Consider the following 17,638-nt stretch of genomic DNA (forward strand, 5'->3'; position numbering starts at 1 on the left):
GCCTACTTAGTAATCTTGGGGCTAGGCCTGTCATTAATCACATGCAGCAGCCCCCGCGACCGCAACGCTAACGCCAATTTGGCAGTTTTCCAGCCTGGATTGCTCGCTTTTGTAGTTCAAGTTTCAAAGCAGCCATTCACAAGCAGTCTACGGAAGTCCGCTTCGTCCGCAATGCCGACGTCGACAAAAGCGCCTTGTTCGCAGGTATGGCGAATGGCCGGTTCGAAGAAGCTGTACTGCGCCGAGGTCCGATCCGTTGAATGTCGGCTTTGGGCGACCGTGTTGGTGTTGGCGTGCCAATGAAGCGAAAGTGTTGCGACCAATCTATTGTTCGTTGTGAGCCCATACTCGCCACTCTGCTATGACAGTGATGTAAGTCAGAGCAGGCTGAGCACTTATTTTGCTCGCAAACGTGGTGCAGCATACTGAAGCTTTGGCGGCACTTTTTGAGGCGTCGGGCGGGTGATCATTCGAACAGAGTAGCCGTTTGTGAGCATGGATTCCGTCTATGCTTTATGACTGCTGGTCCCGATTTTTCCCCTTTCAATTCGCAGAGCACAAAGCATGCTAAAAAGGTGCGTTGAGGACTCTCAGCAAACAGCGCAATGAAAGGAGGGTTTCGCAATGACCCGCCCTGAGAAGTTAGTAGCTGCGAAAGGTGAAAAGCCGGACCCGACGGCTCGCTTGGTCGCGCTTGGGCGAAACTGCAACGTAGTCTGTATCACGCTGCTCAGCACGCTGTTGTACGTGGTTGTAGCGTTGGCGTCTTTTAGAGACATAGATTTCTACGGTTTTGACCGATCAATCCAACTCCCGGTGATCAACTTCTCTGTGCCAGCAACGAGCTTTGTTGTTGCGGCCCCATTTATTACTTCTGTTCTTTACTGCTACTTCCACTACTCGCTCGCCAACCTCGCCGATCAGCTCAAGGGATCAACGAAAGCGGTCCGAGACCAAGCTGCGGCCAAACTATCACCGTGGCTGATCACAGAAACGCGCTATTTCTCGAAAAGCGTTGCCGTTCGCGAAACCAGCGAAACTCGAAGCGTCATTCGTTCTCTCTTTGACCTGATCACCATTTTGCTGGTTTGGGGAGGCGGTTTTGCCGTCGTAACTGCTTACTGGTGGGCCGCTGCAACCACACGCGACTGGTGGCTTACGAGCGCGATACTGGTAGCCGTTTTCTGCACCTCGCTGTTCGGGCTGCATAGTGCGCGGGCGGTCTGGATGCAAAACTCCGGGAAACATGCGAACAAATCGCTGTTCGCGGTAGCGCTTTTGACCAGCTGCCTTTTTCCACCGACTTACTTCCGAACAGTTGACCCAGCGCCGTGGATGTATCGGGAAGTTTCAGTAGAGGCCTGGAATCCGGAAGAAAGACAGCTCGAGGCAATGGTGGAGACCATTCCGATTTTTGCAGACTCCGACACCGGGATGTACCAGCGGCTATGGACACTTGCGGAAATCAACCTTGAAGGAGAGTCGCTGGTTGGAAGGCAAGGAACCTTTAGTTCAGCGTCCCTCGAATATGAAGATTTTCGACGTGAATGGTGTAAGCGGGAAGAAGTGGAAGACTGCCGCAACCTTGATGAATTCGAGGAGATGGACTTCGCTGCAGAGTTTACAGATAGGCAGGAGTCGCGTCTCAGAGACTGGGTTTACCCATCATGGCATCAGCCCGGGAATGAAAAGCCTGACCTGCGGGGGGCAAACCTTAAGGGAGCATTCTTAGTCGGCATTGATTTAAGTGGTGCCTCGCTCCTTGGCATTGATTTGCGCGGGGCAACGGGGCCGTGGTCCAACCTCAGTGGTTCAGACCTCAGGTTTGCTGAACTGGGTGTCGCGGACCTTAGATTCGCACAGCTAGATGGTGTCGATTTCCGGCATTCTGGCTTGATCATGACAGACATGCGGCACGCGTCTCTCGTAGGAACAAATGCAAGCGGCGCGTACATGAACCAAACCAACCTATCGTCTGCGAGCATCACGCTTTCAGATTTTTCGGGTTCATACCTAGCGGACGCTGACTTGAGCCACTCAACCGTTGTCTCAAGTGATTTTTCTGGTGCTAAGTTCTACGGAACATACTTTGATATAACTGCTTTGCATTTCAGTTTTCTCGACAACCTCATTCTGCACGAACATGCCGCCCCGTTTTTTGCTTCCAGTAAGAATGACGGAAGTGCGATAAGGAACACAGACCTTACCCATGCATCTGTCGCCCGCTACATAGATCCAGAAATAATTCCTCAGAAAACCTACGCGGAATTGCAAATGAACGTTCCTTCGTCTGACGTATCCAACGATTGGAGCAACGCTTTTCTAGACGGAAGCGTGAAAGGCAGTGAGAAGCTGTGGCGCGCTATGGGACTAGAGCAAGCACCATGCCAGTGGACTGAAGAGATCCTCTCTGACGGGGAGTTTTTTGGCAGATGGCGGGGATGGATAGAACAAACGAATTTCTCTTACCTTTACTCATGGCAGGAGATAGCCCCACCTGAGTGGCTGGAAGTAACTTCAATTGCGCCACCGGAGGGCTGCACATGGCACGAAGAAGACTTCAGCAGCGTTCCTAAGAGACTAGGCGCTTGGGAAAAGTCGCGCGGTCACCATTCCATTAGGATAGGCAGGTGATACGTACCGCAACCCAGCAGGATGTGGTCAATTTAACTCCGGCTTAACCATGTTGCGGCTGACTTACGGCTTAGTGCGAGAATCATCTCGCCACTGTCCGGCGTAAAGAGTCCCATGATGCATTTCACCTGCTGTACCTTCGTTGCCATGGTCTTCGTGCCTTGGTTCGCCGCGAGTTCGCATGCCACACAGCCGGAACAACAATCCATTTCCATAAGTGGCAAAGTCAGCGTTTTCGATGGTGACACTCTTGAAATCGGCCCCCTGCTTATTCGTCTGCACGGTGTTGATGCCCCGGAGAAGGGACAGAAATGCGCTGCAGGCGGAGGAGGCAACTGGAATAGCGGGGCCGCAGCTTCCGGGCGTTTACTGGAGCTGATTTCAAGCGGACCGCTGACCTGTGACGCCTTGGACCGCGATCCATACGGACGTGTTATTGCACGCTGCAACGCAGGCGATGGCGACATCGGAGAAATGCTGGTCCGGGAAGGTCTGGCATGGGCATTCACTGAGTACAGCGAGGACTACGCTGACCATGAAGCGGGTGTGAAAAACACAGGGATAGGCATCTGGCAGGCTGACACGCAGACAGCATCAGAGTTCAGGGAGGACAAGTGGAACCGCGCTTTGGCCACTTCCCCTGACGGGAAGTGTCCGATCAAGGGCAACATCTCACCGGGCAAAGACAAGCTGAGGATTTATCACACGCCATGGTCGCCGAACTAAGGCAATACCAAGATCAACGAGGCATCCGGTGAACGCTGGTTCTGCGATGAAGCCGAAGCCTTGGCGGCAGGGTGGAGGCGTGTAGCGGAGCGCTGACTAGGTCAAGCCTCAAGTGAGTCCTCTAAATTAGTCTCAGAGAAAGAAGCCAGATAATCGCTGAAATAACAGCCGCGAACAGTGCGAGCGCCAGAAATATGAGCAGCACAATCGGCATGACAAAAATGATAACTGCAGCGAATACTCCCCCGGCGACCGCACCTCCAATGAGTGAAAGAATAAGGGTGCCTACGTATACCTCATTCCCGCTGGTTAGGTGTGAGAATCCGAAAATCAAAGCACCTGCTATCGCGCACAAGACGATGATTACAGGTGCATATTCTTGAGTAAAGCGTTCGAAATCCATGTTTGTTGAACCTTATAGGTTACACTAGAAAAGCACTGAAATTAGACACTGAAACTGCTTTAATCAGGCCGACGACGAATACGATTGAAGTATATCAGAAGCACACCTAGGAGGATGATCAAACCTAGCAACCCGGATGCAACAACGGCCTTACCGGCTGTTGTCGAAACGTCTTCATCACTGAAGATTTTCGCGAGTGTCAGCCAGTCCCAATACACTAGGGCTATAGACGATATGCTCAACAGACCAAGAGACGTCAGGAAAAACAGCATCAGCGACTGACGCCGCTCCTGTAACAGCATTCTCCTTGAGTAAGAGGTTTGTATCAGGTCCCGTGCTTGAGTGAGTGTGTCATTCACATATTCTTTGGCGGCGCGAACCTCCCACATCTTTTCCACAGCAGAAGCATACTTGGTCAACTCCGGTTTCAGGTTGTCTTTGTACTCCTGCATACTGTGACGCCACAGCCTCAGTTCAGTCTGGTACTTTACGATAGCAGTCTCCTGCTCAATCAAACGGCTGATCGGCAGTCTTAGGTCTTTTTCCTCCAATGGTCGGAGGCAGTAATCCCGTGTGGTACGCACAGTGAACCACTCGCATTGTAACCGCGCCATCAGGCCAACAATATCCAGCGATGCGTCCAAACTTTGAGACATTGAAAGTGAAAAGCTCCAGCCTGGAACAAAACTCGGAAATGGCTGCTCATTTGTAGAGGGCAGCGACAGGCCTTCTGCTTCGAAGCATCTTGCGGCGACTTCCAAAAAAGTGGTGCTGGTTTCACCAGAAACCAATACGGTATGAGTTATGGTCTTATCCACCTGAAAATCAGTGGTTTTTACCCCAAGAAACTCGGACACATACTTGGCAGCAATGCCAACATCATCACTCGCAGTCAGCCGCTTCTCTTCTATGAATGCAATGGTTTCGTTTGCTGTCCTTAGTCCGTCGAACATCTGCACTACACAGGCATCTCCGCTATCAAACACCACAGCCAGAGAGTTCTCGCTGATTTCTTTGGTCGCGCATGCATTCCTTCTGATACGAACGAAAGCGGCTTCCATGCGTTCAGCAAACTGTGCCTGCTGTCCCTGCTCAATGGACACATACCGGTCGGTTATCGGATGGTATTTGTAGTCAACACCGTTCTGGATACTCCAGGATCCGGAAACTGTCTGAGAGGAGCTCGTGTCATTAAAGAATGAGCGCACATTGTCGGAAAAATCTGCCCACAAGCTTGGCTCAATACGCAATGGCGAAATAAGTGCAAATTTCAACTTAGGTAGCCGCCTTCTGCAGAGGCGAGGTACACCTTTGGCATCCCATGCTCGAGATAGTTGAGGGTCAGTTCAGTTCCGGAACTCACATCGGTTGTCAGCACAAGTGCACGACTGATAAGGCTGAAACTCAACAGGCCGGGTTTTGAGTGATTGATATACCCATAGAGTGTCCAAACAGGACGCAACAGGATCTCATTTTCATTGATTGCGTTCCACTCGTGTTTCAGGAGGAACTCCATGTCATCGTTGTGCGGTACCACTTGGCCGTCCAGTACAGCTAATACTTCTCCTTTCGACCGGTCCCTGGTGGTAAACAAGCCGTTGCCGTGTATGCCGCTAGCAGCGACTTTGACATCCGTAATGGTGTTCAACACGTTCGACATTCTTTCAATGGTTGGGCTTGAACCAGACGATGTCAAATGAAATTGCGCTGCAAACTGTCATCATCAACTGATCTCGTCGAGCCACACGGCTTTATGAACCTTGGTATAAAGTAGCTCGCCAATAGTTGCCTTTTTCGTCCCACTCAAAAACAGTTTGGCTTGGAGTTGTGTTGTAAGCCCTTGGGCAGGTTTTGCAGGGTGCGGCTCATTCCCATACATAGCGAAATGCTCACTTGACCCCGGAAGAGCCATCCAATATTCCCTAAGGCGCTGAGCGGGCGTCGTATACTGGCTATTACCTCAGCCTTCCAAGCTGATGAAGCGGGTTCGATTCCCGCCGCCCGCTCCAAAAATTCATCTCCTACACATATCCGACAAAGAATAATGATCGGTTCCGACAAATAGCTGACAAAAAAGGGTTTTCTGGATTTTACACTTTTGTCTTCCAAGCTGATGAAGCGGGTTCGATTCCCGCCGCCCGCTCCATGCAAACAACTTAAACGACAAGTATAGTGCCTGGCTTAAGTTGTTCCGGATCACAGTTTGCCGTGGCGCAGCGTCGGGCGCTCCAAACCTGTTCTTAATCCGTTCGATACCCGGCATTAAAGCTGTTTTCGTACCAGCCGCGATACGCGCAGGCTGGCAAGTCACAGAGCATCTGCAACACGCTCCTGCGGTCAGACGACGCTGATGACGCCCGGCGGCTTGACGCCCGTAACGCGGCCAGCCAAAAAAGGGCACGTTAACGAAGGACAGAGAATGGCCCGGCCCACACCTCCCGCGCATGGTTTGCCGGGGCAGAATGAAGAGCGCGAAAAATCGAAGCGCATCGGTGCCCTCAAGGCCCTTACACCGTTCCTTTTGCCGTACCGCTGGCTGATGGGCGCCGCGCTTGCCGCGCTTGTTGTGACAGCCATGCTGTCCCTCACACTGCCCCTGGCCGTCCGGCGGGTGGTGGATAATTTTGACACCAAAAGCGTCCGTGATCTCGATCTGTATTTCGCCGCTGCGCTGGGCATCGCAGCGCTTCTGGCGATTGGAACCGGGTTGCGCTACGCGCTGGTGACCAGGCTGGGCGAAAGGGTTGTGGCAGACATCCGCAAGGCAGTGTTCGACCGGGTTATTGGTATGAGCCCGGCATTTTATGAGAAAACGATGACCGGCGAGGTTCTGAGCCGCATCACGACCGACACAACATTGATCCTCTCTGTCATCGGGTCTTCGGTATCGATCGCCCTGCGCAATCTGCTGATTTTTGCGGGTGGCCTGGTGCTCATGCTGCTGACATCTGCGAAACTGACTGGTCTTGTTCTGCTGATTGTACCTGCGGTGATCGTGCCTATTCTTGTTCTGGGCCGGCGTCTGCGGGTTCTGAGCCGGGAAAATCAGGACTGGATTGCTGCGTCATCCGGTAACGCCTCAGAAGCGCTGGGTGCTGTGCAGACGGTCCAGGCCTTTACCCATGAGGCAGCAAGCCGTTCGCAGTTTGCCACGATGACAGAGCATTCATTTGATGCGGCCCGGCGGCGCGTTTTTACCCGGGCTGTGATGACCGTGATCGTCATTTTCCTTGTCTTCGCCGGGATCGTCGGGGTTCTGTGGATTGGCGCCCGGGATGTCCGGACAGGGGACATGACACAGGGTGCGCTGGTGCAGTTTGTCATCTATGCGGTGATGGTGGCCGGTGGCGTTGCGGCGCTGTCTGAAATCTGGGGCGAACTCCAGCGTGCGGCTGGCGCTACGGAAAGACTGGTGGAACTGCTGCAAACAGAAGACAGCGTCCGCGACAACGAAGAAACACTTGATCTTTCCCAGCCGGTGCAGGGGCGTATCGCCTTCGAGAACGTGACGTTTGCCTATCCGTCACGGCCCGGGGTGAAGGCTCTGGACGGGGTCAGCCTGGACATTGAGCCTGGAGAAACTGTCGCGTTTGTGGGGCCGTCCGGAGCGGGCAAGACAACAGTTATCCAGATGATCCTGCGGTTTTATGATCCCGCATCGGGCCGTATTACGCTCGATGGTATGGACCTGACGGAGTTGCGGCGGGATGCGTTCCGCAAGGCCGTGGCGCTTGTGCCTCAGGACCCGGTGATCTTTGCGGCATCAGCTCGGGAAAACATCCGTTTCGGCCGACCGGATGCCACAGATGCAGAGATTGACCAGGCAGCAAAAGCAGCGGCAGCACATGATTTCATTTCCGCGCTGCCGGATGGCTATGACAGTTACCTCGGTGAACGAGGTGTCATGCTTTCGGGCGGTCAGAAACAGCGCATTGCGATTGCCCGCGCCATTCTGAGAGATGCTCCCGTGCTGTTGCTCGATGAAGCGACAAGCGCTCTGGATGCTGAGAGTGAGCGTGCTGTTCAGGCGGCCGTAGATCGTCTCAGCGCCGGTCGCACAACGCTCATTGTTGCGCATCGGCTGGCAACTGTGAAAAAGGCGGACAGGATCGTCGTTATGGACGAGGGATGCATTGTTGCGACCGGCCCTCACGACAGACTTGTGGCCGAGGGCGGTCTTTATGCCCGTCTGGCCCGCCTGCAGTTCACGGATGGTATCGCGGCGGAATAAGCCCGTCGCCCGTTTTTACGTGACGTCCCAGCGCCTCTGGCCTGCCTGCAATGGCTTGCAGAAGCCGGTTAAAACCCGCATTTTGCCCGTCAGATAACAAAAATGCCCGGACTTGGGCGCTCTGGGAGGAGAGACTGATGACTTTTGCCGGGATCACGGATCGCGATGCCATTCAGGACGAGATGCCGTGGGCGGACCGCGATCTGCCTGTGACACTTTTTGGTCAGCTGAGCCGGACGGCGGAAAAGTTTCCAAACCATAATGCGGTCAGCTATCAGATTTTTTCGGGGCCGAAAGACAAAGCGGAGACGATTTCCTGGTTGGACCTTCTTGGCAAAACGACGCAGGCTGCAAATCTCTTCCGGTCGCTGGGTGTCGGTGAAAAAGACGTCGTCGCCTATATCCTGCCCAACGCCAATGAGACCGTCTTTGCGCTGTTGGGCGGTGCCGTTGCAGGCATTGTGAACCCGATCAACCCGCTCCTTGATGCCGAGCAGATCGGTTCGATCCTGCGCGAGACGGGTGCAAAGGTTGTGGTCACGCTCCGTCCGTTCCCCAAGACGGACGTAGCGGACAAAGCGGCTGAAGCCGTGGCACTTGCGCCGGGTGTTGAAACTGTTCTTGAGGTCGATCTTCTGCGGTATCTGACACCGCCGAAGTCCTGGATCGTCCCGCTGATCCGTCCCAAGCGCACGGTGCAGAACCAGGCCAGGTACATGGACTTCATGGCCGAAATGGCAAAGCAGCCGACATCGCTGACCTTTGAGGACAAGCAGGAAGACCGTGTCGCGTGTTACTTCCATACCGGGGGTACCACGGGCATGCCAAAGGTCGCCCAGCACCGCTATTCCGGGATGATTTACAACGGCTGGCTGGGGGCGAGACTGCTCTTTTCGGCTGAAGATACGATCATCTGCCCACTGCCGCTGTTCCACGTTTTCGCCTGCCACGTTATCCTGATGGCGGCGGTCACCTCGGGGGCGCATGTGGTGTTCCCGACACCGCAGGGATACCGCGGTGAGGGCGTGATGGACAATTTCTGGAAGCTCGTCGAGCGCTGGAAAGTGTCATTTATCATCACAGTGCCCACGGCGATCTCTGCGAAAATGCAGCGTCCGATTGATGCCGATGTCAGCTCTGTCAAAACGGCGTTCTCGGGATCAGCGCCGCTGCCGCTCGAACTCTTCCGCCGCTTTGAGAAGGCCACAGGCGTGACGCTGGTGGAGGGCTATGGCCTGACTGAGGCGACCTGCCTCGTCTCCTGCAACCCCACGGATGGCGAAAAGAAGGTCGGCAGCATCGGTATTCCGCTGCCCTATTGCGACGTGCGCATTTACAAGGGCACGCCGGATGGCCCGGTTGAGGCGGAAACCGATGAAATCGGGGAAATCTGTGTGGCCAATCCTGGGGTCTACGTTGGCAATACTTATACTGAGACCGACAAGAACGCTGATCTCTATTTCGGGAACCACCTGCGGACAGGTGATCTCGGACGGGTGGATGCCGACGGCTATGTCTGGATCACCGGAAGGGCCAAGGACCTCATTATTCGCGGCGGGCACAACATTGATCCTGCGGAAATTGAAGAAGCGCTGCTGCACCACGAAGCGGTGGCATTCGCGGGCGCCATCGGCCAGCCGGATGCGCATTCCGGCGAAGTGCCCTGCGCCTTTGTGGAACTGGTTGAAGGTGCCAGTGTCAGCGAAGAAGAGCTTTTGTCCTTCTGTAAGGGACACGTGCATGAACGGGCCGCACAGCCCAAACACATGACCATTATGCCTGAGCTGCCGAAGACAGCGGTGGGCAAAATCTTCAAGCCCGAACTCCGGAAGAATGCGATCACCCGTGTTTACAATGGCGCGCTTGAAAAGGCTGGTGTGGCTGCGCGCGTGGTCTCTGTTACGGACGACAAAAAGCGGGGCCTTGTTGCACAGATTGACCCCAATGGGGCCAGCGAGGAAGCCATCGGAGCGGTGCTGGGCGATTTTGTACGGCCGTGGGAGCTCGCAAACACAGCCGTGGATGCAGCCTGATCAGGTCAGGAATGATGCAGCACGCATCGTGTCCGGGACCGGTGCGCCGAGACGCTTCAGGATCGTAGGGGCCAGCTGCAGCTGGTCCAGCACGGTGTCCTCTGCAGGCCCCTCTGCGTCACCGAAATAGTAGAGGGCTGCATCCTGCTGCAGCGGGTCCCGCCCGCCATGATGCCCGCGCGCGTCCTGGCCGTGATCTGCGGTGACCATGATTTCATATCCAGCCCTGCGCCAGCAGTGGATGAAGGGGGCCAGCATCTCATCCATCGCAAAACAGGCATCATCCATTTCCTGACATTCGTGAAAGAAACGGTGCCCCATGCTGTCCAGTGTGCAGGTGTGCAGCATGCCGTAGTCCAGCGCGTGGCGCTCGCAGAGGCGTGTCAGGGTCGCAAATAGATCGACATCTGAGGGCGTCATCTGATTGCGGAGATTGTATCCGGTCATCGTGTGAAATCTGCCGTGGCAGATGGTGTCGCTGTCCGGCTCATCGTATTCGATGTCACGCACCAGATCGAAGGGGGCGCGGTTAAAGAACTCGGACCAGAAGGAATGCGCAACCGCGCCGGTCACGCCACCTGCCGCGCGCACCTGAGAAAAGATATCGGGATGTGACAGGCGAAAGACATTGCCGTTGCCGGTGCATCCGTGCTCGGCCGGAACAACGCCGGTGTGGATCGACGCATAGCAGCTGGCTGAGATCGACGGGATCACCGAGCGGATTTTCCAGACCCGGGCTTCGCCGGTGTCGACCCAGCCTTCGAGATTTCCAAAAGCCGGCGCCAGTTCCGCCATGGCACCCCGTCCAGAATAATCAGAAGCAGTCTGTTGTTCATGGCCGCGGTCTCCCCGTTTCGGGGCCATGTGGCGCCAACTGCGCAGCCGGCGCAAGAACAAATGCGTCATGCAGGCGTCTCAGAAACGACGGACTTCAACTCTGGTGTGCCGTGGTTCGGGTCGCATACCTTGCGCAAAAAGCGCACCGGCGCACAGAGCCCCTGAGGATGCATCCTTGCAAGAGCGATTTTTCGTCTGTTGGCGATGCTGGCCCGCGCCAAATACACAGGAATGTGAGCGCCTGTTACCCATGTGCGTTTGCGATGCCGCACCTCGCGGGGGCATGGTACAGCCGGGCCAGACCGGAAAGGACGCGCCATGGGCAAACCGCGCAACAAACGCAAAGCACAGCAGAAATCGAAGCAGCAACAGACCGCACCCGTTTCCGAAAACCCGACGCGCCGTGACATGCTCCGGTTCGTTCGCAATGGGGCAGGGGTTCTGGCACTTGCCGGTGGCGGCGGGTATTTCGCCCTGGGTTCTTACCGCGCTTATGCTGCAGAGCACGACCTTGGCCGCATCGGGCAGGGCAAGCCCACCGTCGTTCAGGTGCATGATCCGCAATGCCCGACCTGCACTGCGCTGCAGAAACAGACCCGCAAGGCGCTGCGCGCGTTCGGGGAGTGCGATCTGGTTTATCTGATTGCTGATATCAAGACGCCGGATGGGCAGAGGTTTGCGGTCGAGCACGGTGTCCCGCACGTAACCCTTCTTCTGTTTGACGCTGACGGACGCCGGGTCGAAACCCTGTCCGGAATGCACAGCAGCGATCAGTTGCTGCCTGTCTTCCGCTCACACCAGGCGGTTTCCGGCTGACATCCGCACGCGCCGTTAAGGCGTTGATTTTCCGTATTTTTCGGCTGTCCCCGAAGACTGTGCCAGAATCCTGAGTTGGCATCTCGGCACATTCCCGCATAACGGGAAATCAGAGCCTCTTCAGACACAGGACATGTACTACCCTGGGTTGGTAAAGATTCTGATGGAGGTGGTGACATGAACAGGTTTTTTACAGCTTTCGCTCTTATTTTGGTGTGTGGGCATGCATCAGCAGCAACAATCACATCGTATACGGACCGCGCATTGTTCGAGGCCGCGCTGACCGGTGAGGTGGAGATCGAAGACTTCTCGTCTGTGGCAGCAGACGAGATCCTTTGCAGCGGGGTCCGCTACAGCAGGCGGGCTGACCGTCTCAGCAGAAGGGGATGGTTTCGGGCTTTATAACCTGATTGATGTTCCGGCCGTTTTTCCCGAAGTGGACCTGAACGGAACAACTGTGCTGAATTTCTTCACGCTTGACGGGGCGAATGCGTCGATATCCTTCGATGAACCGGTTTTTGCGTTTGGTGCGGATTTCTTCAATTTCAACGACGATTTCCTGCGCACGCAGATCGGCGTGCTGGGGCAACTGATCGCCCCGCCGCCATCCGATGACGATACGCCGACGTTCTTTGGAGTTCTGTCAACCGAGGCCTTCGACAGGGTGGATTTTGTCGGGCTGGCCAACGACGTTTTCGGCGTCGACAATGTGACAACTGCTGACAGTCCGTCGGTTGTGCCTATTCCCGCGTCTTTCCCGATGCTGATTGTGGGGTTGGGTGGACTGCTCCTCATTCAGCGCAGGCGGCGCTGACCCGTCGGGAGGGAGAGGAGAAGCCCCGGCGCCGCGGCGCGGGGGCTTTTTCCGGCCTTCAGTTGCCAGCGCTTTCCATTTTGCGGCTGGCGATGACCTGTTCCAGCCAGCCGAGCTTCATCTCGGGCGCCGAACTCAGCAGCAGGTCCGTATAGTTGTCAAAGGGCGGGCTCAGCACCTCTGACTTGGGCCCGTACCGGACGACTTCACCCTGGAACATCACAGCAATACTGTCCGCGATCGCACGCACTGTTGCCAGGTCATGGGTGATAAACAGATAGGCGACGTCCTCAATTTTCTGCAGGTTGAGGAGCAGTTTGAGGATGCCATCAGCCACCAGAGGGTCGAGCGCCGATGTGACCTCGTCGCAGATGATCAGTTTGGGTTTCGCGGCCAGCGCCCGCGCAATGCAGACACGTTGCTTCTGACCACCGGACAGCTCCGCAGGGTAGCGGTCCTGGAAACCGTCGCCCAGCTCGATCTCGTCCAGCAGTTCCTGGATACGCTTCTGTTTCTCAGCGCCCTTGAGGCCGAAGTAGAACTCCAGCGGCCGTCCGATGATGGTACCGACCGTCTGACGCGGGTTCATGGCCGTGTCCGCCATCTGGTAGATCATCTGCAATTCGCGCAGGTCATCGATCGGACGGGTCGGCATGTCGGGTGTCAGCGTGCGGCCATCAAACGTGATTCTGCCCGCAGAGGGCGGCAGCAGACCGGTGATCACACGAGCAAGCGTGGACTTGCCTGAGCCGGATTCGCCGACAACCGCAAGGGTCTGGCCCGGATGCAGATCGACGTTGATGTTCTTGAGAACATCAAAGTTCGTGCCTTTGTAGCGGGCGGTTATACCCTCCACCTTCAGCACCGGATCGGGCGATGGCTTTTTCTCTTCGTGCTCGATGGAGCGGACTGAGACCAGCGCTTTGGTGTAGTCTTCGCGCGGGGCGTTGATGATCTGGTCCACGGTACCGTATTCGACCATATCCCCCATGCGCAGCACCATGATATGATCGCTCACCTGGGCCACCACGGCGAGGTCATGCGTGATGTAGAGTGCAGCGACACCGGTATCGCGGATTGCTTCCTTGATTGCGGCCAGCACGTCGATCTGGGTCGTCACGTCCAGCGCAGTGGTCGGTTCGTCAAAGACCACAAGGTCCGGCTCGGGGCAGAGTGCCAGGGCCGTCATACACCGCTGTAACTGTCCGCCCGATACCTGGTGGGGGTACCGCTGACCGATGTTGTCCGGATCCGGCAGGCCCAGTTTACGAAAGAGTGTGACGGCGCGTTCCTCGGCCTCGGCCTTTGAGAACTTCCCCTGGAAAACGGCCGCTTCGGTCACCTGTTCCATGATCTTTTTGGCCGGGTTGAAAGACGCCGCTGCGGACTGGGACACATAGGTTACTTCCGCGCCGCGCAGACGGCGCACGTCGCGGATACCCGACTGCAGGATATCACGGCCGTTGACCTCGACTGTACCGCCGGTGATTTCCACTCCGCCGCGCCCGTAGGCCATGGAGGCAAGACCAATGGTTGATTTGCCCGCACCGGATTCACCGATCAGCCCAAGCACCTTACCCGGCTGCAGATCGAAATCGACGCCATGTACGATTTCGATGTCGCGGGATTTTTCGCCGGGCGGATAGATCGTGGCTCCGATCTTGAGGCCGCGGACTTTGAGAAGCGGTTCGGTCATCCCCGGCCTCCTTTCAGCGATGTGGTCCGGTTCAGGACCCAGTCCGCCACCAGGTTGATGGAAATACACAGCACCGCGATCGCAAAGGCGGGATACAGTGCTGCGGCAATGCCGTAGTTGATGCCTTCCTTGTTCTCTTTCACGATGCCGCCCCAGTCCGCCTGCGGTGGCTGCACGCCGAGCCCCAGGAAGGAAAGGGTGGAAACAAAGAGCACGGCAAAGATGAACCGCAGGCCCATCTCAGCAATCAGCGGCGACAGGGCGTTGGGCAGGATCTCGCGGAAGATGATCCAGGCGGTCTTTTCGCCGCGAAGGCGGGCGGCCTCGACGTAGTCCATCACCGTGATATCCACGGCGACGGCCCGGGCCAGACGGTACACCCGGGTACTGTCCAGAAGACCCATCAGAACGATCAGAATGGTGACCGTGGTCGGCATGACCGACAGAACGACAAGGGCAAAGATCAGCGACGGGATCGACATAATCAGATCGACAAACCGCGAGATTGCCTGGTCAATCCAGCCGCCGGAGACGGCCGCAAAGAAGCCCAGAACGGAGCCCGTGATAAAGCTCAGCGCCGTTGCGGCCGTCGCAATGAAGATCGTGGTCTGGCCGCCGTAAATCATGCGGCTGAGCAGATCGCGGCCGATGCTGTCGGTGCCCAGCATGAACCTGTCAGAGGGTGGTTCCCACACATCGCCAACCACTTCGGCAAAGCCGTAGGGGGCAATAAGCGGAGCAAAGATGGCCATGGCAAAGAACAGACCGGTGAAGAAAAGGCCGATAAGGGCTGCAAGAGGTATTCTCATTTCGGATGCCTCAGCCTTGGATTTGCAAGGATCGACACGATGTCCGCGACGAGGTTCAGGCCGATATAGACAGCCGCAAAGATCAGGCCGCAGGCCTGCACCACGGGGATGTCCCGTTTGGCCACGTGATCCACCAGGTACTGGCCCATGCCCGGATAGGCAAAGACCACCTCGACCACCACAACGCCGACAACCAGGTAGGCCAGGTTGATCATAACGACGTTCACGATGGGGGCGATCGCATTGGGAAAGGCATGTTTGCGGATGATCCTGAGCATTGGCATGCCCTTGAGTTCAGCCGTTTCGATATAGGCAGACTGCATCACGTTCAGGATCGCGGCGCGTGTCATGCGCATCATATGCGCCAGAACCACAAGGGTCAGCACCATCACAGGGATGGCGATTGCGTTGAGTTTTTGCCCCAGGCTCATGGATTCATTGATGATGGCCACTGACGAAAACCAGCCGAACTGGATCGAAATCCAGTAGATCAGAACGTAACCGATCATGAATTCGGGGATGGAGATCGTGGTCAGCGTGATGCCTGAAATCAGCTTGTCGGGCCAGCGGTCCTTGTAGCGGACGGCAAGCAGGCCGAGGAAAATCGCCAGCGGCACCGAAATGGCGGCGGCCCAGAAGGCGAGGAAAAGCGTGTTCGAAAGGCGGACGCCAAGGCTTTCGGCGATGTCGCGGCCGTTGGTCAGTGCGGTGCCGAGATCGCCCTGAAGGATCCCGCCCAGCCATGCAAAATAGCGGGTCAGCGGTGGATCATTGAGACCAAGCTCGCTGCGCAGGTTCTCCAGCGCTTCGGGTGTGGCGGACTGGCCAAGGATCTGTTGTGCAACGTCGCCGGGCAGAATGGAGGTGCCGGCGAAAATCAGAACAGAAGCAGCGATGAGCAGAATGAGGCTCAGCGCTAAGCGCTGAGCCAGAAGTTTGAGGATCGGGTGCATCTCTCAGACGGCCTTACGCGTCCGTCAGCCAGCACTTGATCGCGGCTTTGTTGTTCATGAGCGACCCGTTCGGATCTTCGAACCAGCCGCCGACGTTGTTGGCAATCGCGCCGACAAAGTCGTTAAACATCGGCAGGATCAGGCCGCCGTCGTTGCGCAGCATGACCGCCATTTTGGAGTAGATCTCCTTGCGCTTGCCCTCGTCGATTTCGGCGCGCGCGGACAGGAGCATTTCGTCAAACTCCGGCACCTTGAAGCGTGTGTCGTTCCAGTCAGCGGTGGACAGATAAGCTGTCGAGTACATCTGATCCTGTACCGGACGGCCACCCCAGTAAGAGGCACAGAACGGCTGAACATTCCACACTTCAGACCAGTAACCATCGTTGGGCTCACGCTTGATTTCCAGCGGAATGCCAGCCGCTTGTGCCGACTGCTGGAAAAGCGCTGCCGCATCGACCGCACCCGGGAAGGCACCGTCAGCGGTGCGCAGGATGATGGGCGATCCGTCGTGGCCGGACTTTTTGTAATGCTCAGCAGCTTTTGCGGCGTCGTATTCACGCTGCTCAATGCTGTCGTCAAACAGCGGGTAGCTGGCATTGATCGGGAAGTCATTGCCGATTGTGCCATAGCCGCGCAGAATTTTGTCGACCATTTCCTGACGGTTGATCGCATATTTCAGCGCAAGGCGCAGTTCATTCACGTCAAAGGGTGCCGTGTCTACGTGCATGATAAAGACGTAGTGCCCCCGGCCTGCAACAGACTGCACGCTCAGGTTCGGCGCGCGGTCCAGAAGACCCGCAACCTTGGGCTCAACGCGGTTGATCATATGCACCTGACCGGACTGCAGCGCTGCTGTACGTGCTGTGGCATCGTTCAGAACAAGCTGTTCGACCGCATCGGCGAAACCACGGTTATCTGCATCCCAGTAGTCGTCGCGGCGCTTGAAGCCGTGGCGCACGCCAGGCTCGTCAAATTCGATGGTATAGGGGCCTGTGCCGATGCCGGCACCAGGATTGTCCATGCCGCCACCGGGCTGGATCATCAGGTGGTAGTCTGCCATCAGATAGGGCAGGTCGGCGTTACCGGTCACCAGGTTTACGATGAAGTTGTCACCATCGACGCTCATGCTCTCGATGCCGCGCATGATGCCGAGAGCACCGGACTGGCTGTCTTCGTTCGAATGGCGCTGCATGGTCTTCAGCACATCATCCGGCGTCATATCCTGGCCGTTCGAGAACGGGATGCCCTTGCGGATTTTGAAGACCCATTGTTTCGCATCTGCAGAGGCCTCGACGCTTTCAGCCATCCGCATGTCCAGCTGGCCTTTTTCGTCCACGTCGACAAGCGTTTCACCCCAGCAGCGCAGGTTGTTGAGCGGTACTTCCGATGCGGTCAGCGCCGGATCCTGCGTGTTTGTGCTTTCACCACCCTGCGCGCCAAGCTTCAGCGTACCACCGCGGACCGGCCCTGCGGCCTTCGCAGCCGTGGCCAGCATCGAATTTGCGACGGCGGCTGTGACGCCCAGTGCAGCGGCGCGGCCGACAAACTCCCGGCGCGTCATCAGGCCTTTGGTCACACGTTCACTGAGGTGTTTGAGTTGATTGTCCATTGGTTTCTCCCGGTTGGAACAGCATTGGCTGCTCATTTTTTGCTTTTGCGTTATGGTTTCAGGCTTGCGCATTTCTC

Annotated in this window: 13 protein-coding genes, 1 tRNA gene and 1 pseudogene; 7 read left to right on the forward strand and 8 right to left on the reverse strand. The window is 56.5% G+C overall.

Features of this window, described 5'->3' with window-relative positions; genetic code table 11:
• The first annotated feature begins 624 nt into the window (after nt 1–624).
• Both ACZ1HA_RS02625 and ACZ1HA_RS02630 read left to right on the forward strand, forming a co-directional pair.
• The gene (locus ACZ1HA_RS02625; protein ID WP_472712758.1) at nt 625–2,634 is read left to right on the forward strand and encodes a pentapeptide repeat-containing protein; all 2,010 of its coding nucleotides are present in this window, start codon (nt 625–627) and stop codon (nt 2,632–2,634) included.
• A gap of 114 nt (nt 2,635–2,748) precedes the next feature.
• Nucleotides 2,749–3,360 carry a thermonuclease family protein gene (locus tag ACZ1HA_RS02630; RefSeq protein ID WP_472712759.1) on the forward strand — a complete coding sequence of 204 codons (612 nt, stop codon included), beginning with the start codon at nt 2,749–2,751 and terminating at the stop codon, nt 3,358–3,360.
• 121 nt (nt 3,361–3,481) lie between these two features.
• Here the strand turns inward: ACZ1HA_RS02630 and ACZ1HA_RS02635 are convergent, their stop codons facing one another.
• From ACZ1HA_RS02635 to ACZ1HA_RS02645, 3 genes are read right to left on the reverse strand one after another with little or no spacing between them, the layout of a single operon-like run.
• On the reverse strand, nt 3,482–3,763 hold the full coding sequence (locus ACZ1HA_RS02635) for a hypothetical protein (protein WP_472712760.1): 282 nt from the start codon (nt 3,761–3,763) through the stop codon (nt 3,482–3,484).
• Between the two features lie 59 nt (nt 3,764–3,822).
• Entirely contained in the window at nt 3,823–5,037 is a 1,215-nt protein-coding gene (locus ACZ1HA_RS02640) for a hypothetical protein (protein WP_472712761.1), read from the reverse strand.
• Nucleotides 5,034–5,414 carry an SET domain-containing protein gene (locus tag ACZ1HA_RS02645; RefSeq protein ID WP_472712762.1) on the reverse strand — a complete coding sequence of 127 codons (381 nt, stop codon included), beginning with the start codon at nt 5,412–5,414 and terminating at the stop codon, nt 5,034–5,036. The genes ACZ1HA_RS02640 and ACZ1HA_RS02645 overlap by 4 nt, the downstream gene beginning before the upstream one ends.
• A gap of 283 nt (nt 5,415–5,697) precedes the next feature.
• Here ACZ1HA_RS02645 and ACZ1HA_RS02650 point away from each other — a divergent pair.
• The 3 genes from ACZ1HA_RS02650 (at nt 5,698) to ACZ1HA_RS02660 (ending at nt 10,027) form a co-directional block, all read left to right on the forward strand.
• Nucleotides 5,698–5,772, forward strand: a tRNA-Gly gene (locus tag ACZ1HA_RS02650).
• 410 nt (nt 5,773–6,182) lie between these two features.
• Entirely contained in the window at nt 6,183–7,994 is a 1,812-nt protein-coding gene (locus ACZ1HA_RS02655; RefSeq protein ID WP_472712763.1) for an ABC transporter transmembrane domain-containing protein, read from the forward strand.
• A gap of 137 nt (nt 7,995–8,131) precedes the next feature.
• Nucleotides 8,132–10,027 carry an acyl-CoA synthetase gene (locus tag ACZ1HA_RS02660; RefSeq protein WP_472712764.1) on the forward strand — a complete coding sequence of 632 codons (1,896 nt, stop codon included), beginning with the start codon at nt 8,132–8,134 and terminating at the stop codon, nt 10,025–10,027.
• On the opposite strand, the pseudogene ACZ1HA_RS02665 reads toward ACZ1HA_RS02660, so the two are convergent.
• A pseudogene (locus tag ACZ1HA_RS02665) lies at nt 10,028–10,863 on the reverse strand (alkaline phosphatase family protein). It lies immediately after the preceding gene.
• A gap of 319 nt (nt 10,864–11,182) precedes the next feature.
• On the opposite strand from ACZ1HA_RS02665, the gene ACZ1HA_RS02670 reads away from it, so the two are divergent.
• Together ACZ1HA_RS02670 and ACZ1HA_RS02675 are read left to right on the forward strand one after the other, a co-directional pair.
• Complete coding sequence (locus ACZ1HA_RS02670; protein WP_472712765.1) at nt 11,183–11,680, forward strand: hypothetical protein; 498 nt, start codon at nt 11,183–11,185, stop codon at nt 11,678–11,680.
• A gap of 286 nt (nt 11,681–11,966) precedes the next feature.
• Complete coding sequence (locus ACZ1HA_RS02675) at nt 11,967–12,494, forward strand: VPLPA-CTERM sorting domain-containing protein (RefSeq protein ID WP_472712766.1); 528 nt, start codon at nt 11,967–11,969, stop codon at nt 12,492–12,494.
• Between the two features lie 58 nt (nt 12,495–12,552).
• On the opposite strand, the gene ACZ1HA_RS02680 is transcribed toward ACZ1HA_RS02675, so the two are convergent.
• Genes ACZ1HA_RS02680 through ACZ1HA_RS02695 form a run of 4 tightly spaced genes read right to left on the reverse strand, consistent with a single transcriptional unit; the run spans nt 12,553 to nt 17,561 of the window.
• Nucleotides 12,553–14,190 carry an ABC transporter ATP-binding protein gene (locus ACZ1HA_RS02680; RefSeq protein WP_472712767.1) on the reverse strand — a complete coding sequence of 546 codons (1,638 nt, stop codon included), beginning with the start codon at nt 14,188–14,190 and terminating at the stop codon, nt 12,553–12,555.
• Nucleotides 14,187–14,999 (reverse strand): ABC transporter permease, encoded by an 813-nt coding sequence (locus tag ACZ1HA_RS02685; RefSeq protein ID WP_375228485.1) that lies wholly within the window; start codon nt 14,997–14,999, stop codon nt 14,187–14,189. Before ACZ1HA_RS02685 ends, ACZ1HA_RS02680 begins: the two co-directional genes overlap by 4 nt.
• A complete protein-coding gene (locus ACZ1HA_RS02690) occupies nt 14,996–15,952 on the reverse strand; it encodes an ABC transporter permease (RefSeq protein WP_375228484.1) in 957 nt (318 codons plus the stop codon). The genes ACZ1HA_RS02685 and ACZ1HA_RS02690 overlap by 4 nt, the downstream gene beginning before the upstream one ends.
• A gap of 13 nt (nt 15,953–15,965) precedes the next feature.
• Nucleotides 15,966–17,561, reverse strand: coding sequence for an ABC transporter substrate-binding protein (locus ACZ1HA_RS02695; protein ID WP_375228483.1), 1,596 nt, complete (start codon nt 17,559–17,561; stop codon nt 15,966–15,968).
• Nucleotides 17,562–17,638 lie beyond the last annotated feature (77 nt).

This window comes from Roseobacter sp. S87, from assembly GCF_055693285.1.